Genomic DNA, 18,250 nt, shown 5'->3' on the forward strand with positions numbered 1-18,250 from the left:
AGTACTATGACTCAAATCGACCGCCTGCTCGGCATCATGAAACGCCTGCGCGACCCGGAAAACGGCTGCCCGTGGGACAAAGAGCAGACTTTCGCCACCATAGCCCCGTACACCCTTGAAGAGACCTACGAGGTGCTGGACGCCATTTCCCGTGAAGATTTTGACGACCTGCGCGGTGAACTGGGCGATCTGCTGTTCCAGGTGGTGTTCTACGCGCAGATGGCGCAGGAAGAAGGGCGCTTTAACTTTGACGATATCTGCGCTGCCATCAGCGACAAGCTTGAGCGCCGTCATCCCCATATTTTTGGCGATGCCACCGCAGGGAACAGCGCCGAGGTGCTGGCCCGCTGGGAGCAGATCAAAAGCGCCGAGCGGGCGGAAAAATCCCAGCACTCCGCGCTGGATGATATTCCGCTGAGCCTGCCCGCGCTGATGCGCGCGCATAAAATCCAGAAACGCTGCTCCGCCGTCGGTTTTGACTGGACCTCCCTCGGCCCGGTGCTGGATAAAGTGCACGAAGAGATTGATGAAGTCATGCACGAAGCGCAGCAGGCGGTGGTGGATGAAGCAAAGCTTGAGGAAGAGATGGGCGACCTGCTGTTTGCGACCGTCAATCTTTCTCGCCACCTGGGTGTAAAAGCGGAAACGGCGCTGCAAAAAGCCAACTTAAAATTCGAACGACGCTTTCGCGAAGTTGAGCGGATTGTCGCTTCGCGAGGCCTGGAAATGAGCGGTATTGACCTCGAAGCAATGGAAGAAGTCTGGCAGGAAGTAAAGCGCCAGGAATCTGATCTCTAACGGAATTTTGCGATCAAGCGCAATTTGTGTGATTTTTTAAATGACAAGCGCTTGATTTGCGTCAAAAACATTTACCCAAAAGGGGCTATTTTCTCACTCCTTATGTTTGTCATGGCCTGGAATGGAGACGGAGAATGAAAGTTTGTGGCGCTCGCCGTGTTCGGGTATACTACTTTCCCGTCCTGGTTATTCCATCGTTTCACCCTAACTTCTCAGGTTCAGCATGACAACGAACTATATTTTTGTGACCGGCGGGGTCGTATCCTCTCTGGGTAAAGGCATTGCCGCAGCCTCCCTCGCAGCCATTCTTGAAGCCCGTGGCCTCAATGTGACCATGATGAAACTGGATCCGTACATCAACGTCGATCCGGGCACCATGAGCCCAATCCAACACGGGGAAGTGTTCGTTACTGAAGACGGCGCTGAAACCGATCTGGATCTTGGCCACTACGAGCGTTTCATCCGCACCAAAATGACCCGTCGTAACAACTTCACGACTGGCCGCATCTACTCCGACGTTCTGCGTAAAGAGCGTCGTGGTGATTATCTGGGTGCCACCGTTCAGGTTATCCCGCACATCACTAACGCCATCAAAGAACGCATTGTTGCGGGTGGCGAAGGCCACGACGTGGTGCTGGTTGAAATCGGCGGTACCGTGGGTGATATCGAATCTCTGCCATTCCTGGAAGCGATTCGTCAGCTGGCGGTAGATATTGGCCGTGAACACGCGCTGTTCATGCACCTGACCCTGGTGCCATACATGGCCGCTGCAGGTGAAGTGAAAACCAAACCGACTCAGCACTCTGTTAAAGAGCTGCTCTCCATTGGTATTCAGCCAGACATCCTGGTTTGCCGCTCCGATCGCGCGGTTCCGGCGAACGAACGTGCGAAAATTGCATTGTTCTGTAACGTGCCTGAAAAAGCCGTTATTTCAATGAAAGATGTCGATTCCATTTATAAAATCCCGGGCCTGTTGAAATCGCAGGGCCTGGACGATTATATTTGTAAACGATTCAGCTTGAACTGTCCGGAAGCTAACCTGTCTGAATGGGAACAGGTTATTTATGAAGAAGCCAACCCGGCAGGCGAAGTGACTATCGGTATGGTCGGCAAGTACATCGAGCTGCCGGATGCCTATAAGTCAGTGATCGAAGCGCTGAAACACGGTGGTCTGAAGAACCGTGTCTCCGTGAACATCAAGCTGATTGATTCGCAGGATGTTGAAACGCGTGGCGTTGAAATCCTGAAAGATCTGGATGCTATCCTTATCCCTGGCGGCTTCGGCTACCGCGGTGTAGAAGGCAAGATCGCTACCGCGCGCTATGCGCGTGAAAACAATATTCCATACCTCGGCATCTGCCTGGGTATGCAGGTTGCGCTGATCGAATTTGCGCGCAACGTAGCGGGAATGGAAAACGCGAACTCTACGGAATTTGTGCCAGACTGTAAGTACCCTGTGGTGGCGCTTATCACTGAATGGCGTGACGAAGAAGGTAACGTCGAAGTCCGTACCGAGAAGAGCGATCTGGGTGGCACCATGCGTCTTGGCGCACAGGCCTGCCAGCTGACTGACGATAGCGTGGTTCGCAAGCTGTATGGCGAGCCGGTCATCACCGAGCGCCATCGTCACCGCTATGAAGTCAACAACATGTTGTTGAAACCTATTGAAGCCGCGGGCCTGCGTGTTGCGGGACGCTCCGGGGATGATCAGTTAGTCGAGATCATTGAAGTGCCAAACCATCCGTGGTTTGTCGCCTGCCAGTTCCACCCGGAATTTACTTCAACGCCACGCGACGGGCATCCGCTGTTTGCAGGCTTCGTGAAGGCCGCCAGCGACTACCAGAAGCGTCAGGCGAAGTAAAAAAAGTTAGAACGGCAACGCGTACCTTTGGTACGCGTTGTTTGTCTGGAGTTTTAGTTTAACTTGTACTGAGGAAAATCTAATGTCCAAAATCGTTAAAGTCATCGGTCGTGAAATCATCGACTCCCGTGGTAACCCGACCGTTGAAGCCGAAGTTCACCTGGAAGGTGGTTTCGTTGGTATGGCTGCTGCTCCATCAGGTGCTTCTACCGGTTCCCGCGAAGCGCTGGAACTGCGCGATGGCGACAAATCTCGCTTCCTGGGTAAAGGCGTACTGAAAGCGGTTGGCGCTGTAAACGGTCCTATTGCTCAGGCAATCATTGGCAAAGACGCCAAAGACCAGGCTGGCATCGACAAGATCATGATCGATCTGGACGGTACTGAAAACAAATCTAACTTCGGTGCGAACGCAATCCTGGCAGTTTCCCTGGCGAACGCCAAAGCGGCTGCGGCTGCTAAAGGTATGCCACTGTTCGAGCACATCGCTGAACTGAACGGCACCCCAGGCAAATACTCCATGCCTGTACCAATGATGAACATCATCAACGGTGGTGAGCACGCAGACAACAACGTTGATATTCAGGAATTCATGATTCAGCCAGTTGGCGCGAAATCCCTGAAAGAAGCGGTACGTATGGGTTCTGAAGTGTTCCACAACCTGGCTAAAGTTCTGAAAGCCAAAGGTATGAACACGGCTGTTGGTGACGAAGGTGGCTATGCGCCAAACCTGGGTTCTAACGCAGAAGCACTGGCTGTTATCGCAGAAGCAGTAAAAGCTGCAGGCTACGAGCTGGGCAAAGACATCACCCTGGCGATGGACTGTGCAGCATCTGAATTCTACAAAGACGGTAAATACGTTCTGGCTGGCGAAGGCAACAAAGCGTTCACCTCCGAAGAGTTCACTCACTTCCTGGAAGACCTGACCAAACAGTACCCAATCGTGTCTATCGAAGACGGTCTGGACGAGTCTGACTGGGCTGGCTTCGCATACCAGACTAAAGTACTGGGCGACAAAATCCAGCTGGTTGGTGACGACCTGTTCGTAACCAACACCAAGATCCTGAAAGAAGGCATCGAGAAAGGCATCGTTAACTCCATCCTGATCAAATTCAACCAGATCGGTTCTCTGACCGAAACTCTGGCTGCGATCAAAATGGCGAAAGACGCTGGCTACACCGCTGTTATCTCTCACCGTTCTGGCGAAACTGAAGACGCTACCATTGCCGACCTGGCTGTGGGTACCGCTGCAGGCCAGATCAAAACTGGTTCTATGAGCCGTTCTGACCGTGTTGCTAAATACAACCAGCTGATTCGTATCGAAGAAGCGCTGGGCGAAAAAGCACCATACAACGGTCGTAAAGAGATCAAAGGCCAGGCATAATCGCCTAAGCCTTAAAACGAAAATGCCAGTCGAATGACTGGCATTTTTTTTTGGCTATTTAAAATCAACCGCCATTTGCTCCGGAATGGTCAGCCCCTGAGTGGTTTGCACGCAGCGGGCGATATAATCCGTAAAGCGGGGTGGCTTCGGCATCCCCATGCTCAGCAGCTTATCGTTGCTGAAGCGCACGTTAAGCGTGGCAAACGCACCGTATAACCGCATGGCTTTCAGCATCAGACGTTCGTTGCACGGCCCAAAAATATGTTTCAGCTCGCGACGCATTCTGACCAGCGTTTCGTAGCTGACCTGCGCATACTTATCACCGACGGGGGCTTTCTCCAGCGCCTGCGCCATTGCCTGATCGATATCCGCAAAGCGAACGCTGTTCTCTTCTCCCGCAGAAATGTGTACCACTTCTCCCGGACGAGCATTGCTGTTGAGCAGCATTAGCATCGCGTCGGCGCAATAATCCACCGGAACAACGTCGATCCGGTCTTCCATTGAGCACATAAACTTCTGCAGCATCAGGCCCATGCTAAAGACCCAGAAAATGCTGCTCGACGGTGTGCAGCCGTGACGGGTATGGCCGACGACGATGGACGGACGGGCAATGAGCAGCGGCAGGTTCGGACACTCCTGGCGCATCAGCTGTTCGATGGTTGACTTCGAAAACGTGTATTCCACCAGGTGTTCAGCATTCTCTCTGAATTCGGCGCTTTCGGCGACCAGGGAATCCTGCTCCGGCGTGCATGACATCGCGGTGCCGACGTGGAGGAAACGCTGCAGTCCTGTGACCTGCTCCATACGGCGCGCCAGCGCGAGCGTACCTTCAACGTTGACCTTCCAGATCAGCGGGTTGTTACCAAATGAGGCGACGGCCGCACAGTTCACGACATGCGTGACCCGATCCAGACGGGGATCGTTCAGGAAGGCTTCAGGCTGGCTGAGGTCGCCAATCAGGATATTATCCACCGTCAGGGAGGCCAGTTTGTCCTCAGGAACGTTGAACTTGCGCATATTCTCCAGCACGCGCTCCAGCCCGCTCTGCGGATCGCCGGCACGCGCAAGCAAAAGGAGTTCTACGGATTGATCGTTGGTCAGGATTTTTTCAAGAACTGCACCGCCCAGAAATCCGGTCACGCCTGTAATCAATAACATCTTCATTAATACCGTCTCATTATGATTGATGAGGCGGATTGTAGGCGCGCAAAAGTAAACGGCATTTAAATAATAAATCGCCGAAACCGACAGCATCTTAAGCTTATTTTAAGGAAAGGAAATCGGGCGGATATTTTGGACATTAGCGGAAGGGTAAAAATTCACTCTATTAAAATTTAAATTTTAACTTATTGAATTTAATGTTTTTTATAGAGGCGTGCCCGAACGGTAAACTTAATTCAAAATGTAATAAATATAATAATTTGTTACACCAAACATTTATCAAATAAATGATTTAAACGCCACTTAACTAAAATCAGACGGCATAAATCGCAGGCTATTTTATTTAGCCTGCGAAGGATTTTTAGAGTAACAGAGGAAGCGTAGCGCTGGCTGTTTGTTGGCTAACGTCGCCGTAATGACCATCCAGCGCAATCATGGACGTGGTCAGCAGCTCGACCAGCAGCATCACCCCAACCTTAGCATTGAGTGCGCCTGCGCTAAGGGGTCCCTCTGGTTTGGCAGCCACCAGCAACATGTCGCTCAGGGACGCCAGCGGGCTGCGGGGCGTATTGCTGAGTGCCAGAACCTTAACGCCGCGCTTGCGGGCAAGCTTCACCACGTGGAGTAAATCCCGCGTTGAACCCGAACTGGAGATGGCCACAACCAGCGTCTCTTTCGAAAGCGTTGTCGCATTCATGGCCGCGCGGTGCATATCGCTAAACAGCTGTGCGGGTTTGCCCAGACGCAACAGCTTGTAGTGCAGATACTCCCCAAGGATCGCGCTGGCCGCGACGCCATAAATTTGCACGGATTGTGCCTGGTGCAGAGCCAGCGCCGCCTTTTCAAGCAGCGTGCGGTCGAGGAGCCTGGCGGTATCCTGCAAAGCCTGCACCGACTCATCCACGACGTTATCAATCTCATCTCCCGCCTGACGCGCGGGCTGGCCCTGCTGAATATCCAGCGCAAGCGCCATTTTAAATTCGTTATAGCCTTTGCAGCCCAGCGTGCGGCAAAGACGCGTGACGCTGGCCTCGCTGGTGTGGCTCTCGCGCGCCAGCTCGGTGATCGTCAGGTAGAGCACCCGGGCAGGATCGCTGAGGACAAATTCACCGAGTTTTTGTTGTGTTGGGCTGTACCCGGAAGCCTCCTGGCGTAGCTTCAGCAGCAGGTTTTCATGGTCTGACATGCTCGATCCTTAATGCGTTTCTCTGCGACTAGTGTGGCGGAAAGCGGGGGAAAGATGCCAGTCATTTTGAAAAAGTATGATCGTCGTCCTGGTTTTTGATGATAATTTTCACTATTAAATATTTATATGATAAAAATTTTCATCGTTTAATGGGGGGATGAAAAAATGATGCAAATATTCAGTGGGGCTTCTTCAGGGGGATGGTTTGAAAAAGCGCAGCGCTTTGGCAAATCCTTTATGTTGCCGATTGCCGTGTTGCCTGCGGCGGGTCTGCTGCTGGGGATAGGCGGCGCGTTATCGAATCCCAATACGCTGGCGGCTTATCCGTTTTTAGACGTGGGCTGGCTTCAGGCCATTTTCACCATCATGAGCAGCGCAGGATCCATCGTGTTTGCGAACCTCTCGGTGCTGTTTGCCGTTGGGGTGGCCGTAGGGCTGGCAAAAAGCGATAAGGGTACGGCCGGACTGGCGGCATTACTCGCGTTTCTGGTGATGAATGCCACCATTAACGCGCTGCTGATCCTCACCGGCAAACTGGCGCACGACAACCCGGGCGCCGTGGGCCAGGGCATGACGCTGGGCATTCAGACGCTGGAAACCGGTGTGTTTGGCGGCGTGGTGATTGGTCTGGTGACCTGCACGCTCCATCATCGGTTTAATAAAATAGCGCTTCCGCAGTTCCTCGGATTCTTTGGCGGCTCGCGCTTTGTTCCTATTATCAGCTCGCTGGCGGCGATCCTCGTCGGTGCACTCATGACCGTGGTCTGGCCGCATTTCCAGAAGCTGATTTTTGGTCTGGGCGGGCTGGTGGATGCCACCGGCTATCTGGGCACCCTGCTGTACGGCTTTATTCTCCGCATGCTGGGCCCGTTTGGTTTGCACCACATCTTCTATCTGCCGTTCTGGACCACCGCGCTTGGCGGCAGTGAAATCGTCAACGGTCATCTGGTGGAAGGCACGCAGCGGATCTTCTTCGCCCAACTGGCCGATCCTACCACGCGTCAGTTTTACGAAGGCACGTCACGCTTCATGTCCGGGCGCTTTATTACGATGATGTTTGGCCTGCTCGGCGCGTGCCTGGCGATGTACCACACGGCAAAACCCGAGAACAAAAAGCGCGTTGCCGGACTGCTGCTTTCTGCCGCGTTAACCTCGTTCCTGACCGGGATTACCGAGCCTATCGAATTCTCGTTCCTGTTTATTGCACCGGTGCTTTACGTCATTCATGCGCTGTTTGACGGGCTGGCGTTCATGCTTGCACACATGCTGCATATCACCATCGGGCAAACCTTCTCCGGCGGTTTTATCGACTTCGTGCTGTTCGGCATTTTGCAGGGGGAGGCCAAAACCAACTGGATGTTCGTTCCGCTGGTCGGCGTGCCGTGGTTCTTCCTTTACTACTTCACCTTCCGCTACCTGATTAACCGCTTTGATTTTGCTACGCCGGGTCGGGAAAAGGAGGCGATGGCTGACGAAGTCAGTCTGCCGCAAAACGAACGCGCTGCTGCGGTGATCGCCGGATTAGGCGGAAAAGACAATCTTGAAGAGGTGGACTGCTGCGCCACGCGTCTTCGCGTCACGGTGAAGGACGGCAGCAAGGTGAATGACGCGGCGCTGAAAGCCACCGGGGCGCGCGGCGTTATCGTGCGCGGTAACGGTGTTCAGGTCATTTATGGCCCGCATGTCACGATTATCAAAAACGAAGTGGAAGAGATCTTATCGTAATGAAAACTGTACTGGATAACCTGAAGGGAAAACTGATCGTCTCCTGTCAGGCGCTGGAGAATGAGCCGCTGCATAGCCCGTTTATTATGTCGCGGATGGCGCTGGCGGCGGCGCAGGGCGGGGCCGCTGCAATTCGTGCCAACAGCGTGGTAGATATCGAGGCCATTAAGCAGCAGGTCTCTTTGCCGGTCATCGGCATCATCAAACGGGATTACCCGGAAAGCGAGGTGTTTATCACCGCCACGATGAAAGAGGTGGATGAGCTCATGACCGTCTCTCCGGAAATCATTGCGCTTGATGCGACGGCGCGGGAGCGTCCCGGCGGAGAATCCCTGGAAACGCTGGTCTCGCGCATCCGCTCACGCTATCCCGCGGTGCGGCTGATGGCGGATATCGCCTCCGTGGACGAAGCCGTGACGGCGCAGGCGCTGGGCTTTGACTGCGTCGGCACCACGCTTTACGGCTACACGGCGGAAACCGAGGGTCATACATTGCCTGACAACGACTGCACGTTCCTGAAAGCGGTGCTGGCGGCCGTGACGGTTCCCGTGGTTGCCGAAGGCAACGTGGATACGCCTGAACGCGCGGCCAGATGCCTGGCGCTGGGCGCGCATACGGTCGTCGTCGGCGGTGCGATCACCCGCCCACAGCAAATCACGGAACGGTTTATGGCGGCGATTGGCGCGCAAAGCACCGATGGAGCATGACCATCCGGCGGGGATCTGCGATACTTATCGTTTATCCCCTTTACTGAGATGACTATGCAGTACCCGATTAACGAGATGTTCCAGACCCTGCAAGGCGAGGGTTACTTTACCGGCGTTCCCGCTATTTTCATTCGTTTACAGGGATGCCCGGTTGGCTGTGCCTGGTGTGATACCAAACATACGTGGGATAAGCTCGCAGATCGGGAAGTGTCGCTGTTTAGCATTCTGGCGAAAACCAAAGAGAGCGATAAGTGGGGCGCGGGCAGTTCCGAAGATCTGCTGGCCATTATTGGTCGTCAGGGCTGGACGGCGCGCCACGTTGTGATCACCGGCGGTGAACCCTGCATCCACGATCTGACGCCGCTGACCGAGCTGCTCGAAAAGAACGGCTACAGCTGCCAGATTGAAACCAGCGGCACCCATGAAGTGCGCTGTTCACACACAACCTGGGTGACGGTATCGCCAAAAGTGAATATGCGCGGCGGGTATGACGTGCTGTCTCAGGCGCTGGAACGCGCGGATGAGATTAAGCACCCGGTAGGGCGCGTGCGTGATATCGAAGCGCTGGATGAACTGCTGGCCACGCTGACAGATGAAAAGCAGCGCGTCATTGCGCTTCAGCCGATCAGCCAGAAAGATGACGCGACGCGCCTGTGCATTGAAACCTGCATTGCGCGCAACTGGCGCCTGTCGATGCAGACGCACAAGTATCTGAATATTGCATAAAAAAAGCCCGATGGCGCGAGCGCTTACCGGGCCTATGGTTCGATGCTCTTATAGGCCGGGCAGGCGTCAGCGCCACCCGGCAAGCATCACTCTCCGCGATACACGCAGCCTGCCGTGCAGGTCTCTTTGATCATCACCGCGCTCAGCAGCGGTACCAGCGGCTTCATCTGATCCCATATCCATTTTGCCAGCACTTCACTGGTCGGGTTTTCAAGGCCCGGGATCTCATTCAGGTAGTAGTGATCCAGACGATCGTAGGTCGGCTTAAACGCCGCCTTCAGCTCGGCAAAATCCATGATCCAACCGGTATGCGGATCAACTTCACCGGTGATCTCAAGACGCACCATGAACGAATGCCCGTGCAGACGGCCGCATTTATGTCCTTCTGGGACATGCGGAAGGTGGTGGGCGGCTTCGAAGGTGAAATCTTTAAACAGTGTGGTGGACATGATCGCTCTCAGTAATGCGGAAAAAACCGCCGCATAGTACCGGAAAGCACAATTTTTAGCATTAACTAAAACGGCTCTGAAGCCAGGCGTCTCATTAAGAGGCGTTTTTTGTTGTTTTTATCGATAATTTTCAGAGGGTTAATTAATCGGTTTTATCGCTAAGCATGACAACCAAAACAGGTTAGTCCATTTGGTTATTTATTATTTCCATCCCTTCTTTAATTGTTATTATCCTCGCCGTTAACCTTATCTTCAGTTTGGATTTATTCGCTTAAAGTCCGCTTGGCTACTGGAACATAACGACGCATGACAACACAGGCCCCACCTTCAAATTTGCTTCCCCTGAACCCGGAGCAACTGGCGCGCCTTCAGGCTGCCACCTCTGATTTTTCTCCCACTCAGCTTGCCTGGGTCTCCGGTTATTTCTGGGGAATGCTCAATCAGCAGCCTGGCGCCGTGGCAGGTGTACCGGTAACGGCCGTTGAAATTCCGGCCATTACCCTGATTTCCGCCTCGCAGACGGGCAATGCCCGCCGCGTGGCCGAGGCGCTGCGTGACGACCTGCTGGCCGCCAAACTGAACGTGAACCTGGTCAATGCCGGGGATTATAAATTCAAACAAATCGCGTCAGAAAAACTGCTGGTGGTTGTGGCCTCAACGCAGGGTGAAGGTGAACCCGCAGAAGAAGCGGTGGCCCTGCACAAGTTCCTGTTCTCGAAAAAAGCGCCGAAGCTGGATGGCACGGCGTTTGCCGTGTTTGGCCTGGGCGATACCTCCTATGAATTCTTCTGCCAGTCCGGTAAAGACTTCGACAGCAGGCTGGCGGAACTGGGCGCGGAGCGTTTGCTGGACCGCGTTGACGCGGATGTCGAATACCAGACCGCCGCCGCCGAATGGCGTGCACGCATCGTTGAGGTGTTAAAAGCGCGCGTGCCGAAAGAGACGTCGACGCAGGCCGCGTTCACCGCGACGGGTGCTGTTAACGACATCCACACCAGCCCGTACACCAAAGAGGCGCCGCTGACGGCGAGCCTGTCGGTGAACCAGAAAATTACCGGCCGCGACTCGGAAAAAGACGTGCGCCATATCGAAATCGATCTGGGAGACTCGGGCCTGCGCTATCAGCCGGGCGATGCGCTGGGTATCTGGTATCAGAACGATCCGGCGCTGGTGAAAGAACTGGTTGAGCTGCTGTGGCTGAAAGGCGACGAGCCTGTCACCGTTGACGGCAAAACCCAGCCGCTTTCAGAGGCGCTGCAGTGGCATTTCGAACTGACGGTGAACACCCCGAATATCGTCGAAAACTATGCCACCTTGACGCGCAGCGAATCCCTGCTGCCGCTGGTGGGCGATAAAGCGAAGCTTCAGCATTACGCCGCGACGACGCCGATTGTCGATATGGTGCGCTTCTCTCCGGCTCAGCTGGATGCCGATGCGCTGATCGGTCTGCTGCGCCCGCTCACCCCGCGCCTGTACTCTATCGCCTCTTCCCAGGCTGAAGTGGAGAGTGAAGTGCATGTTACCGTCGGCGTGGTGCGCTACGATATCGAAGGCCGCGCCCGCACGGGTGGGGCATCAGGCTTCCTGGCGGATCGCGTGGAAGAAGAGGGCGAAGTGCGCGTCTTTATCGAGCACAACGACAACTTCCGCCTGCCGGCAAACCCGGAAACCCCGGTCATCATGATTGGCCCTGGCACCGGCATTGCGCCGTTCCGCGCCTTCATGCAGCAGCGCGCGGCAGATGAAGCGCCGGGTAAAAACTGGCTCTTCTTCGGCAACCCGCACTTTACCGAAGATTTCCTCTACCAGGTTGAGTGGCAGCGCTATGTGAAAGAAGGCGTTCTGACCCGCATCGATCTGGCCTGGTCCCGCGACCAGAAAGAAAAAGTATACGTACAAGACAAACTGCGCGAACAGGGCGCAGAGCTGTGGCGCTGGATCAATGACGGTGCCCACATTTATGTCTGCGGCGACGCCAATCGTATGGCGAAAGACGTTGAGCAGACTTTGCTGGAAGTGATTGCCGAATTCGGCGGTATGGATGCCGAAACGGCGGATGAATTTTTAAGTGAGCTGCGCGTTGAGCGCCGTTATCAGCGAGATGTCTACTAATGAGCGAAAAACATCCAGGGCCACTGGTGGTCGAAGGTAAACTGACAGACGCCGAGCGCATGAAGCTGGAAAGCAACTATCTGCGTGGCACCATTGCTGAAGATCTGAATGACGGTCTCACCGGCGGTTTCAAAGGCGACAACTTCCTGCTGATCCGTTTCCACGGCATGTACCAGCAGGACGACCGCGACATCCGCGCCGAGCGTGCAGAACAGAAGCTGGAGCCGCGTCACGCGATGCTGCTGCGCTGCCGTCTGCCGGGCGGGGTGATTACCACCAAACAGTGGCAGGCGATCGACAAGTTTGCCGGTGAGAACACGATCTACGGCAGCATCCGTCTGACCAACCGTCAGACCTTCCAGTTCCACGGTATTCTGAAGAAGAACGTCAAGCCGGTGCACCAGATGCTGCACTCCGTTGGGCTGGACGCGCTGGCGACCGCCAACGACATGAACCGTAACGTGCTTTGCACCTCGAATCCGTATGAATCCGAGCTGCATGCCGAAGCGTACGAGTGGGCGAAGAAGATCTCCGAGCACCTGCTGCCGCGCACGCGCGCCTACGCAGAGATTTGGCTCGATCAGGAAAAAGTCGCCACCACCGACGAAGAGCCGATCCTTGGCCAGACCTACCTGCCGCGTAAGTTTAAAACCACGGTCGTTATTCCACCGCAGAACGATATCGACCTGCACGCCAACGACATGAACTTCGTGGCGATCGCCGAAAACGGCAAGCTGATTGGCTTTAACCTGCTGGTGGGCGGCGGCCTCTCCATTGAGCACGGTAACAAGAAAACCTACGCCCGCACCGCAAGCGAGTTCGGCTTCCTGCCGCTGGAGCACACGCTGGCCGTGGCGGAAGCGGTAGTGACCACCCAGCGCGACTGGGGCAACCGTACAGACCGTAAAAACGCGAAAACCAAATACACCCTGGAGCGCGTGGGCGTCGAGACGTTCAAAGCGGAAGTGGAGCGTCGCGCGGGCATCAAGTTCGAGCCGATCCGCCCTTACGAATTCACCGGTCGCGGCGATCGCATCGGCTGGGTGAAAGGCATCGATAATAAATGGCACCTGACGCTGTTTATCGAAAACGGCCGTATTCTGGATTATCCGGGCCGTCCGCTGAAAACCGGTCTGCTGGAAATTGCTAAGATCCATAAAGGCGAGTTCCGCATTACCGCTAACCAGAATCTCATTATTGCCGGCGTGCCGGAGAGCCAGAAGGCGAAGATCGAGAAGCTGGCGCGCGATCACGGGTTAATGGATGCGGTGAAGCCGCAGCGTGAAAACTCAATGGCCTGCGTGTCGTTCCCGACCTGTCCGCTGGCGATGGCCGAAGCGGAGCGTTTCCTGCCGTCATTTACTGACAAGGTTGAAGCGATTCTGGAAAAACACGGTATTCCGGACGAGCATATTGTTATGCGCGTGACCGGCTGCCCGAACGGCTGCGGCCGTGCGATGCTGGCCGAGCTGGGTCTGGTGGGGAAAGCGCCGGGGCGTTATAACCTGCACCTGGGCGGTAACCGAATCGGTACGCGCATCCCGCGTATGTTCCGCGAGAACATCACCGAGCCGGAAATTCTTGATTCCATCAACGAGCTTGTCGGGCGCTGGGCGAAAGAGCGCGAAGCGGGTGAAGGCTTCGGCGACTTTACGGTGCGTGCGGGCATCATTCGCCCGGTGCTCGATCCCGCAAGGGATTTCTGGGAGTAACCACGAGAGGTAATTATGTCCGTACTCGATCTAAACGCGCTTAACGCATTGCCAAAAGTCGAACGCATTCTGGCACTCGCAGAAACCAATGCCCACCTTGAAAAGCTGGATGCCGAAGGGCGCGTGGCGTGGGCGCTGGAAAACCTGCCGGGAGACTATGTGCTGTCGTCGAGCTTTGGTATTCAGGCGGCGGTCAGCCTGCATCTGGTGAATCAGATCCGTCCGGACATTCCGGTGATCCTCACCGATACCGGCTACCTGTTCCCGGAAACCTACCAGTTTATTGACGAGCTGACGGACAAGCTCAAGCTGAACCTCAAAGTTTACCGCGCGACGGAAAGCGCGGCCTGGCAGGAGGCGCGCTACGGTAAGCTGTGGGAACAGGGAGTTGAGGGCATTGAGAAATACAATGAGATCAACAAAGTTGAGCCGATGAACCGGGCGCTGAAAGAGCTCAATGCGCAGACGTGGTTTGCTGGCCTGCGCCGCGAGCAGTCCGGCAGCCGGGCAACCTTGCCGGTGCTGGCGGTCCAGCGCGGGGTGTTTAAAGTGCTGCCGATTATCGACTGGGATAACCGGACGGTGTATCAGTATCTGCAAAAGCACGGGCTGAAGTACCATCCGCTGTGGGACCAGGGCTATCTGTCGGTGGGTGACACCCACACCACGCGCAAATGGGAACCGGGAATGGCGGAAGAAGAGACGCGATTCTTTGGGCTGAAGCGCGAGTGCGGGCTGCACGAAGGGTGATCCTTATCCTCCCCCTCACCCTAACCCTCTCCCCAAAGGGGAGAGGGGATTGCCCGGAGCCGTCTTTTCACCCTCGCCCCTTTGGGGAGAGGGCAGGGGTGAGGGGAAAATAAGCACTAGGCTTTCCCCGCTTTCGCCAGCTCCTTCACCAGCGGCAGCATCACCTTCACCACATCACGGCTGCGGTGCTCAATCCGCTGCGGCAGCGCGCGATCGATGTGCTGCTGATTATCCAGCATCACGTTGTGCCAGCTTGTCCCGTCCGGGAAGGCTTTTGATTTAGCCCGCTGCTGATAGCCATCTTTTTTGCCCAGCGCCCAGTTTGTCGCTTCCACGTACAGCACCGGAATGCCCGCCTTATCGAACACTTCCCCGTCGTTGCAGCAGCCCGTTCCTCGTGGGTAATCCGGGTTACCGCCGGGGTTGCTGGTGGCATAAACCCCGTGGCTGCGGGCAATCGCCAGCGCACGATCTCGCGTCAGTTTCCGCACGGTACCCGGCGTACTTTGCCCGCTGTTGAAATAGAGCTTGTCGCCGACGATCAGGTTATCGAGGTTGATCACCAGCAGCGTATTTTTCTTCTCCTCAGCGCTCATGCGTTTAAGGAGATTCTCAGCGCCGAGTTTGCCCTCTTCTTCACCGCTGGTGGCCACGAAACGGATACCATACTGGGTTGGAATATCCTTCATCCGCTCGGCCAGTTCGAGCATCACGCCCAGGCCTGCCGCGTTGTCGTCCATGCCCTGCAGCGTCAGCCCGCCGAGGTTGTTATCCGTATCGGCGTCACTCATCGGGGCGTAGGTATCAAGGTGCGCCATAACAATAATTTGCTCTTTTGCGCTACCTTCATGCGCCGCGATAACCGTACTGCCGGTCACGTTATGCCAGTTTTTCGTTTTGTTTCGTGAGGTATAGACGTAGCGGCTGTGAAACGACCGGATGTCGCTCTGGTAGCCCATCCCGGCAAACTGCTGGCGAAGATAGTCCGCGGAGAGCATTTCCGCAGGCGAACCGGTCATACGGCCAGGAAAGACGGTGGCAATATGCCGCGCCTGCATATTGGCGATTTCACCATAAGGTTGGTTTTTTGCCTGGGCAGGAAGAATAAAGCAAACGCCGAGCGCCAGGGCAGCAATACGGTGGCGCGTTGCGGAGAACATAGTGAGTCCTTAAAAACTGAGCAAAATAATAACCCGCTTAGTATGAAACTGTGATCGTCCATACACAATTTGAATTGCTCTTAAATGCCCGAAATTTCGCGTGTTAAGCACTTTTTGGTATTAGCTTTTTCACGGCGTTATTCCATTGAGTAACTACTCATTCCAATTCGTAATTTCATTCGGTCTAAGCCGCCCCCTATAGTCCCTCTATTCCTCGTTGTTAGTGAGTTGTTGCTTGTGGACTATCTGCCCTTATTTGCCGCGATAAAAGAGAAGCCGGTGCTGGTTGTTGGCACGGGTGAAATTGCCGATCGCAAAATTGCGTTTCTGCAGCGCGCAGGGGCGCAGGTGCGGGTAGTAGCAGAAGCGGATTTCGACGAATCCCAAATCGACAGCGTCGTGCTGGTGATTGCGGCGACCGAAGATCGCGACCTGAACCGGCGGATTTCCGAGGCCGCTCAGGCCCGCTACCGCCTGGTGAACGTGGTGGACGACCAGCCTTTATGCTCGTTTATCTTCCCGTCGATCGTTGACCGTTCGCCGCTGCTGGTGGCGATCTCCTCCGGCGGTACCGCACCGGTGCTGGCGCGCGTGCTGCGGGAAAAAATCGAAGCGCTGCTGCCGACCAGCCTCGGGCGCATGGCGGAAAAAGCCAGCTACTGGCGCAACCATCTGAAAACCCGCCTGACCAGCGTGACGGAACGCCGTCGCTTCTGGGAACGCGTGTTTCGCGGCCGCTTTGCCAGCCTGATGCATGCCGGCAATGAGACGGCGGCGCAGAAAATTCTTGAAGACGAACTGGATAACCCCGGCAGCACCGGCGGGGAGATCATACTGGTAGGCGCAGGACCGGGCGATGCCGGGCTCCTGACGCTGCGCGGACTGCAGGTGCTGCAGGACGCGGACGTGGTGTTTTACGACCATCTGGTTACCGACGGCGTGCGCGAGCTGATCCGTCGCGACGCGGAGCAAATCTGCGTCGGCAAACGGGCTGGTGAGCACTCTGTGCCGCAGCACGACACCAACCAGATGCTGATTGACGCCGCCAAAGCGGGTAAAACCGTGGTGCGCCTGAAAGGGGGAGACCCGTTTATCTTCGGTCGCGGCGGCGAAGAGCTGCAGGCGGCAGCCGAAGCGGGCGTACCGTTCCAGGTGGTGCCCGGCATTACGGCGGCCTCTGCGGTAACGGCCTACGCCGGTATCCCGCTGACCCACCGCGATTACGCCCAGAGCGTCACCTTTGTGACCGGCCACTACAAGGCTGACAGCACACCGTTCGACTGGTCCCATCTCGCCCAGAGCCGCCAGACGCTGGCGATTTACATGGGCACGATGAAGGCGGCGGATATCAGCGAACAGCTTATTCAGCACGGTCGCGAGGCGACGACGCCCGTTGCCGTCATTTCTCGCGGCACGCGCGTCGATCAGCACGTTGCGACGGGCACCCTGGAACAACTTGCAACCCTGGCGAAAGATGCCCCGATGCCCGCCCTGATCGTGGTGGGAGAAGTGGTGCAGCTGCACAGCACGCTCGCCTGGTTCCAACACACAACCGATACAGAAGGCTTCGGTTCTTCTGTCGTAAATTTGGCTTAAGGAACGGTTATGGACCAAAAACGTCTTACACACCTGCGGCAGCTCGAAGCGGAGAGTATCCATATCATCCGCGAAGTGGCCGCCGAGTTTTCTAACCCGGTGATGATGTACTCCATCGGTAAAGATTCCAGCGTCATGCTGCATCTGGCGCGTAAAGCGTTTTATCCGGGCACGTTGCCGTTCCCGCTGCTGCACGTGGATACCGGCTGGAAATTCCGCGAGATGTATGAGTTTCGCGACCGTACCGCCAAAGCCTACGGCTGCGAGCTGCTGGTGCATAAAAACCCGGAAGGGGTGGCGATGGGCATTAACCCGTTCGTGCACGGCAGCGCCAAGCATACCGATATCATGAAAACCGAAGGGCTGAAGCAGGCGCTGAATAAATACGGTTTTGACGCTGCTTTTGGCGGCGCGCGCCGTGACGAAGAGAAATCCCGCGCCAAAGAGCGTATCTACTCCTTCCGCGACCGCTTCCACCGCTGGGACCCCAAAAACCAGCGCCCGGAGCTGTGGCACAACTACAATGGTCAGATCAACAAAGGCGAAAGCATTCGCGTCTTCCCGCTCTCTAACTGGACCGAGCTGGATATCTGGCAGTACATCTATCTGGAAAACATCGAGATCGTTCCGCTGTATCTGGCCGCCGAGCGCCCGGTACTGGAGCGCGACGGCATGCTGATGATGATCGACGACGATCGCATCGACCTGCAGCCGGGTGAAGTGATCAAGAAACAGATGGTCCGTTTCCGCACCCTCGGTTGCTGGCCGCTGACCGGCGCGGTGGAATCCAGCGCGCAGACGCTGCCGGAGATCATTGAAGAGATGCTGGTGTCCACCACCAGTGAGCGACAGGGGCGCGTGATTGACCGCGACCAGGCAGGCTCCATGGAGCTGAAGAAACGTCAGGGTTATTTCTAAGGAGCCGC

At 55.8% G+C, this 18,250-nt stretch carries 15 protein-coding genes; 11 read left to right on the forward strand and 4 right to left on the reverse strand.

Annotation, left to right across the window (positions count from 1 at the left end; translation table 11 throughout):
- The first annotated feature begins 6 nt into the window (after positions 1 to 6).
- The 3 genes from mazG (at position 7) to eno (ending at position 4,040) form a co-directional block, all read left to right on the forward strand.
- The gene (gene mazG / locus AC0TOY_RS17925; RefSeq protein WP_023333241.1) at positions 7 to 798 is read left to right on the forward strand and encodes a nucleoside triphosphate pyrophosphohydrolase; all 792 of its coding nucleotides are present in this window, start codon (positions 7 to 9) and stop codon (positions 796 to 798) included.
- A gap of 223 nt (positions 799 to 1,021) precedes the next feature.
- On the forward strand, positions 1,022 to 2,659 hold the full coding sequence (pyrG, locus tag AC0TOY_RS17930; protein WP_032648095.1) for a glutamine hydrolyzing CTP synthase: 1,638 nt from the start codon (positions 1,022 to 1,024) through the stop codon (positions 2,657 to 2,659).
- 82 nt (positions 2,660 to 2,741) lie between these two features.
- Positions 2,742 to 4,040, forward strand: coding sequence for a phosphopyruvate hydratase (eno, locus tag AC0TOY_RS17935; protein WP_024909267.1), 1,299 nt, complete (start codon positions 2,742 to 2,744; stop codon positions 4,038 to 4,040).
- Between the two features lie 54 nt (positions 4,041 to 4,094).
- Here the strand turns inward: eno and AC0TOY_RS17940 are convergent, their stop codons facing one another.
- Both AC0TOY_RS17940 and AC0TOY_RS17945 read right to left on the reverse strand, forming a co-directional pair.
- Positions 4,095 to 5,204 carry an SDR family oxidoreductase gene (locus tag AC0TOY_RS17940; protein WP_032648092.1) on the reverse strand — a complete coding sequence of 370 codons (1,110 nt, stop codon included), beginning with the start codon at positions 5,202 to 5,204 and terminating at the stop codon, positions 4,095 to 4,097.
- A 358-nt stretch (positions 5,205 to 5,562) separates the two neighbouring features.
- Entirely contained in the window at positions 5,563 to 6,387 is an 825-nt protein-coding gene (locus AC0TOY_RS17945) for a MurR/RpiR family transcriptional regulator (RefSeq protein WP_024909265.1), read from the reverse strand.
- A gap of 165 nt (positions 6,388 to 6,552) precedes the next feature.
- Here AC0TOY_RS17945 and AC0TOY_RS17950 point away from each other — a divergent pair, with 165 nt between their 5' ends.
- From AC0TOY_RS17950 to queE, 3 genes are read left to right on the forward strand one after another with little or no spacing between them, the layout of a single operon-like run.
- Positions 6,553 to 8,112 carry a maltose/glucose-specific PTS transporter subunit IIC gene (locus tag AC0TOY_RS17950; protein ID WP_024909264.1) on the forward strand — a complete coding sequence of 520 codons (1,560 nt, stop codon included), beginning with the start codon at positions 6,553 to 6,555 and terminating at the stop codon, positions 8,110 to 8,112.
- Complete coding sequence (locus AC0TOY_RS17955; protein WP_473722271.1) at positions 8,112 to 8,819, forward strand: N-acetylmannosamine-6-phosphate 2-epimerase; 708 nt, start codon at positions 8,112 to 8,114, stop codon at positions 8,817 to 8,819. The genes AC0TOY_RS17950 and AC0TOY_RS17955 overlap by 1 nt, the downstream gene beginning before the upstream one ends.
- A gap of 54 nt (positions 8,820 to 8,873) precedes the next feature.
- A complete protein-coding gene (gene queE, locus AC0TOY_RS17960) occupies positions 8,874 to 9,545 on the forward strand; it encodes a 7-carboxy-7-deazaguanine synthase QueE (RefSeq protein ID WP_023333236.1) in 672 nt (223 codons plus the stop codon).
- Between the two features lie 86 nt (positions 9,546 to 9,631).
- On the opposite strand, the gene queD is transcribed toward queE, so the two are convergent.
- Positions 9,632 to 9,994: a 6-carboxytetrahydropterin synthase QueD gene (gene queD / locus AC0TOY_RS17965; protein WP_014885039.1), complete on the reverse strand. Its 363-nt coding sequence runs from the start codon at positions 9,992 to 9,994 to the stop codon at positions 9,632 to 9,634.
- Positions 9,995 to 10,300: 306 nt separating this feature from the next.
- Between queD and cysJ the strand changes: the two genes are divergently transcribed.
- The 3 genes from cysJ to cysH are packed head-to-tail and all read left to right on the forward strand — an operon-like array spanning position 10,301 to position 14,568.
- Complete coding sequence (gene cysJ / locus AC0TOY_RS17970) at positions 10,301 to 12,106, forward strand: NADPH-dependent assimilatory sulfite reductase flavoprotein subunit (protein ID WP_473722272.1); 1,806 nt, start codon at positions 10,301 to 10,303, stop codon at positions 12,104 to 12,106.
- A complete protein-coding gene (gene cysI, locus AC0TOY_RS17975) occupies positions 12,106 to 13,818 on the forward strand; it encodes an assimilatory sulfite reductase (NADPH) hemoprotein subunit (protein ID WP_473722273.1) in 1,713 nt (570 codons plus the stop codon). Before cysJ ends, cysI begins: the two co-directional genes overlap by 1 nt.
- A gap of 15 nt (positions 13,819 to 13,833) precedes the next feature.
- Entirely contained in the window at positions 13,834 to 14,568 is a 735-nt protein-coding gene (gene cysH, locus AC0TOY_RS17980) for a phosphoadenosine phosphosulfate reductase (protein ID WP_024909260.1), read from the forward strand.
- Between the two features lie 116 nt (positions 14,569 to 14,684).
- On the opposite strand, the gene AC0TOY_RS17985 is transcribed toward cysH, so the two are convergent.
- Positions 14,685 to 15,728 (reverse strand): aminopeptidase, encoded by a 1,044-nt coding sequence (locus AC0TOY_RS17985; RefSeq protein WP_024909259.1) that lies wholly within the window; start codon positions 15,726 to 15,728, stop codon positions 14,685 to 14,687.
- A 237-nt stretch (positions 15,729 to 15,965) separates the two neighbouring features.
- Here AC0TOY_RS17985 and cysG point away from each other — a divergent pair, with 237 nt between their 5' ends.
- Positions 15,966 to 17,324, forward strand: coding sequence for a siroheme synthase CysG (gene cysG / locus AC0TOY_RS17990; RefSeq protein WP_024909258.1), 1,359 nt, complete (start codon positions 15,966 to 15,968; stop codon positions 17,322 to 17,324).
- Positions 17,325 to 17,333: 9 nt separating this feature from the next.
- Positions 17,334 to 18,242 (forward strand): sulfate adenylyltransferase subunit CysD, encoded by a 909-nt coding sequence (gene cysD, locus AC0TOY_RS17995; RefSeq protein WP_006811770.1) that lies wholly within the window; start codon positions 17,334 to 17,336, stop codon positions 18,240 to 18,242.
- The last annotated feature ends 8 nt before the right edge of the window (positions 18,243 to 18,250 follow it).

Source organism: Enterobacter sp. PL_is379 (assembly GCF_055817355.1).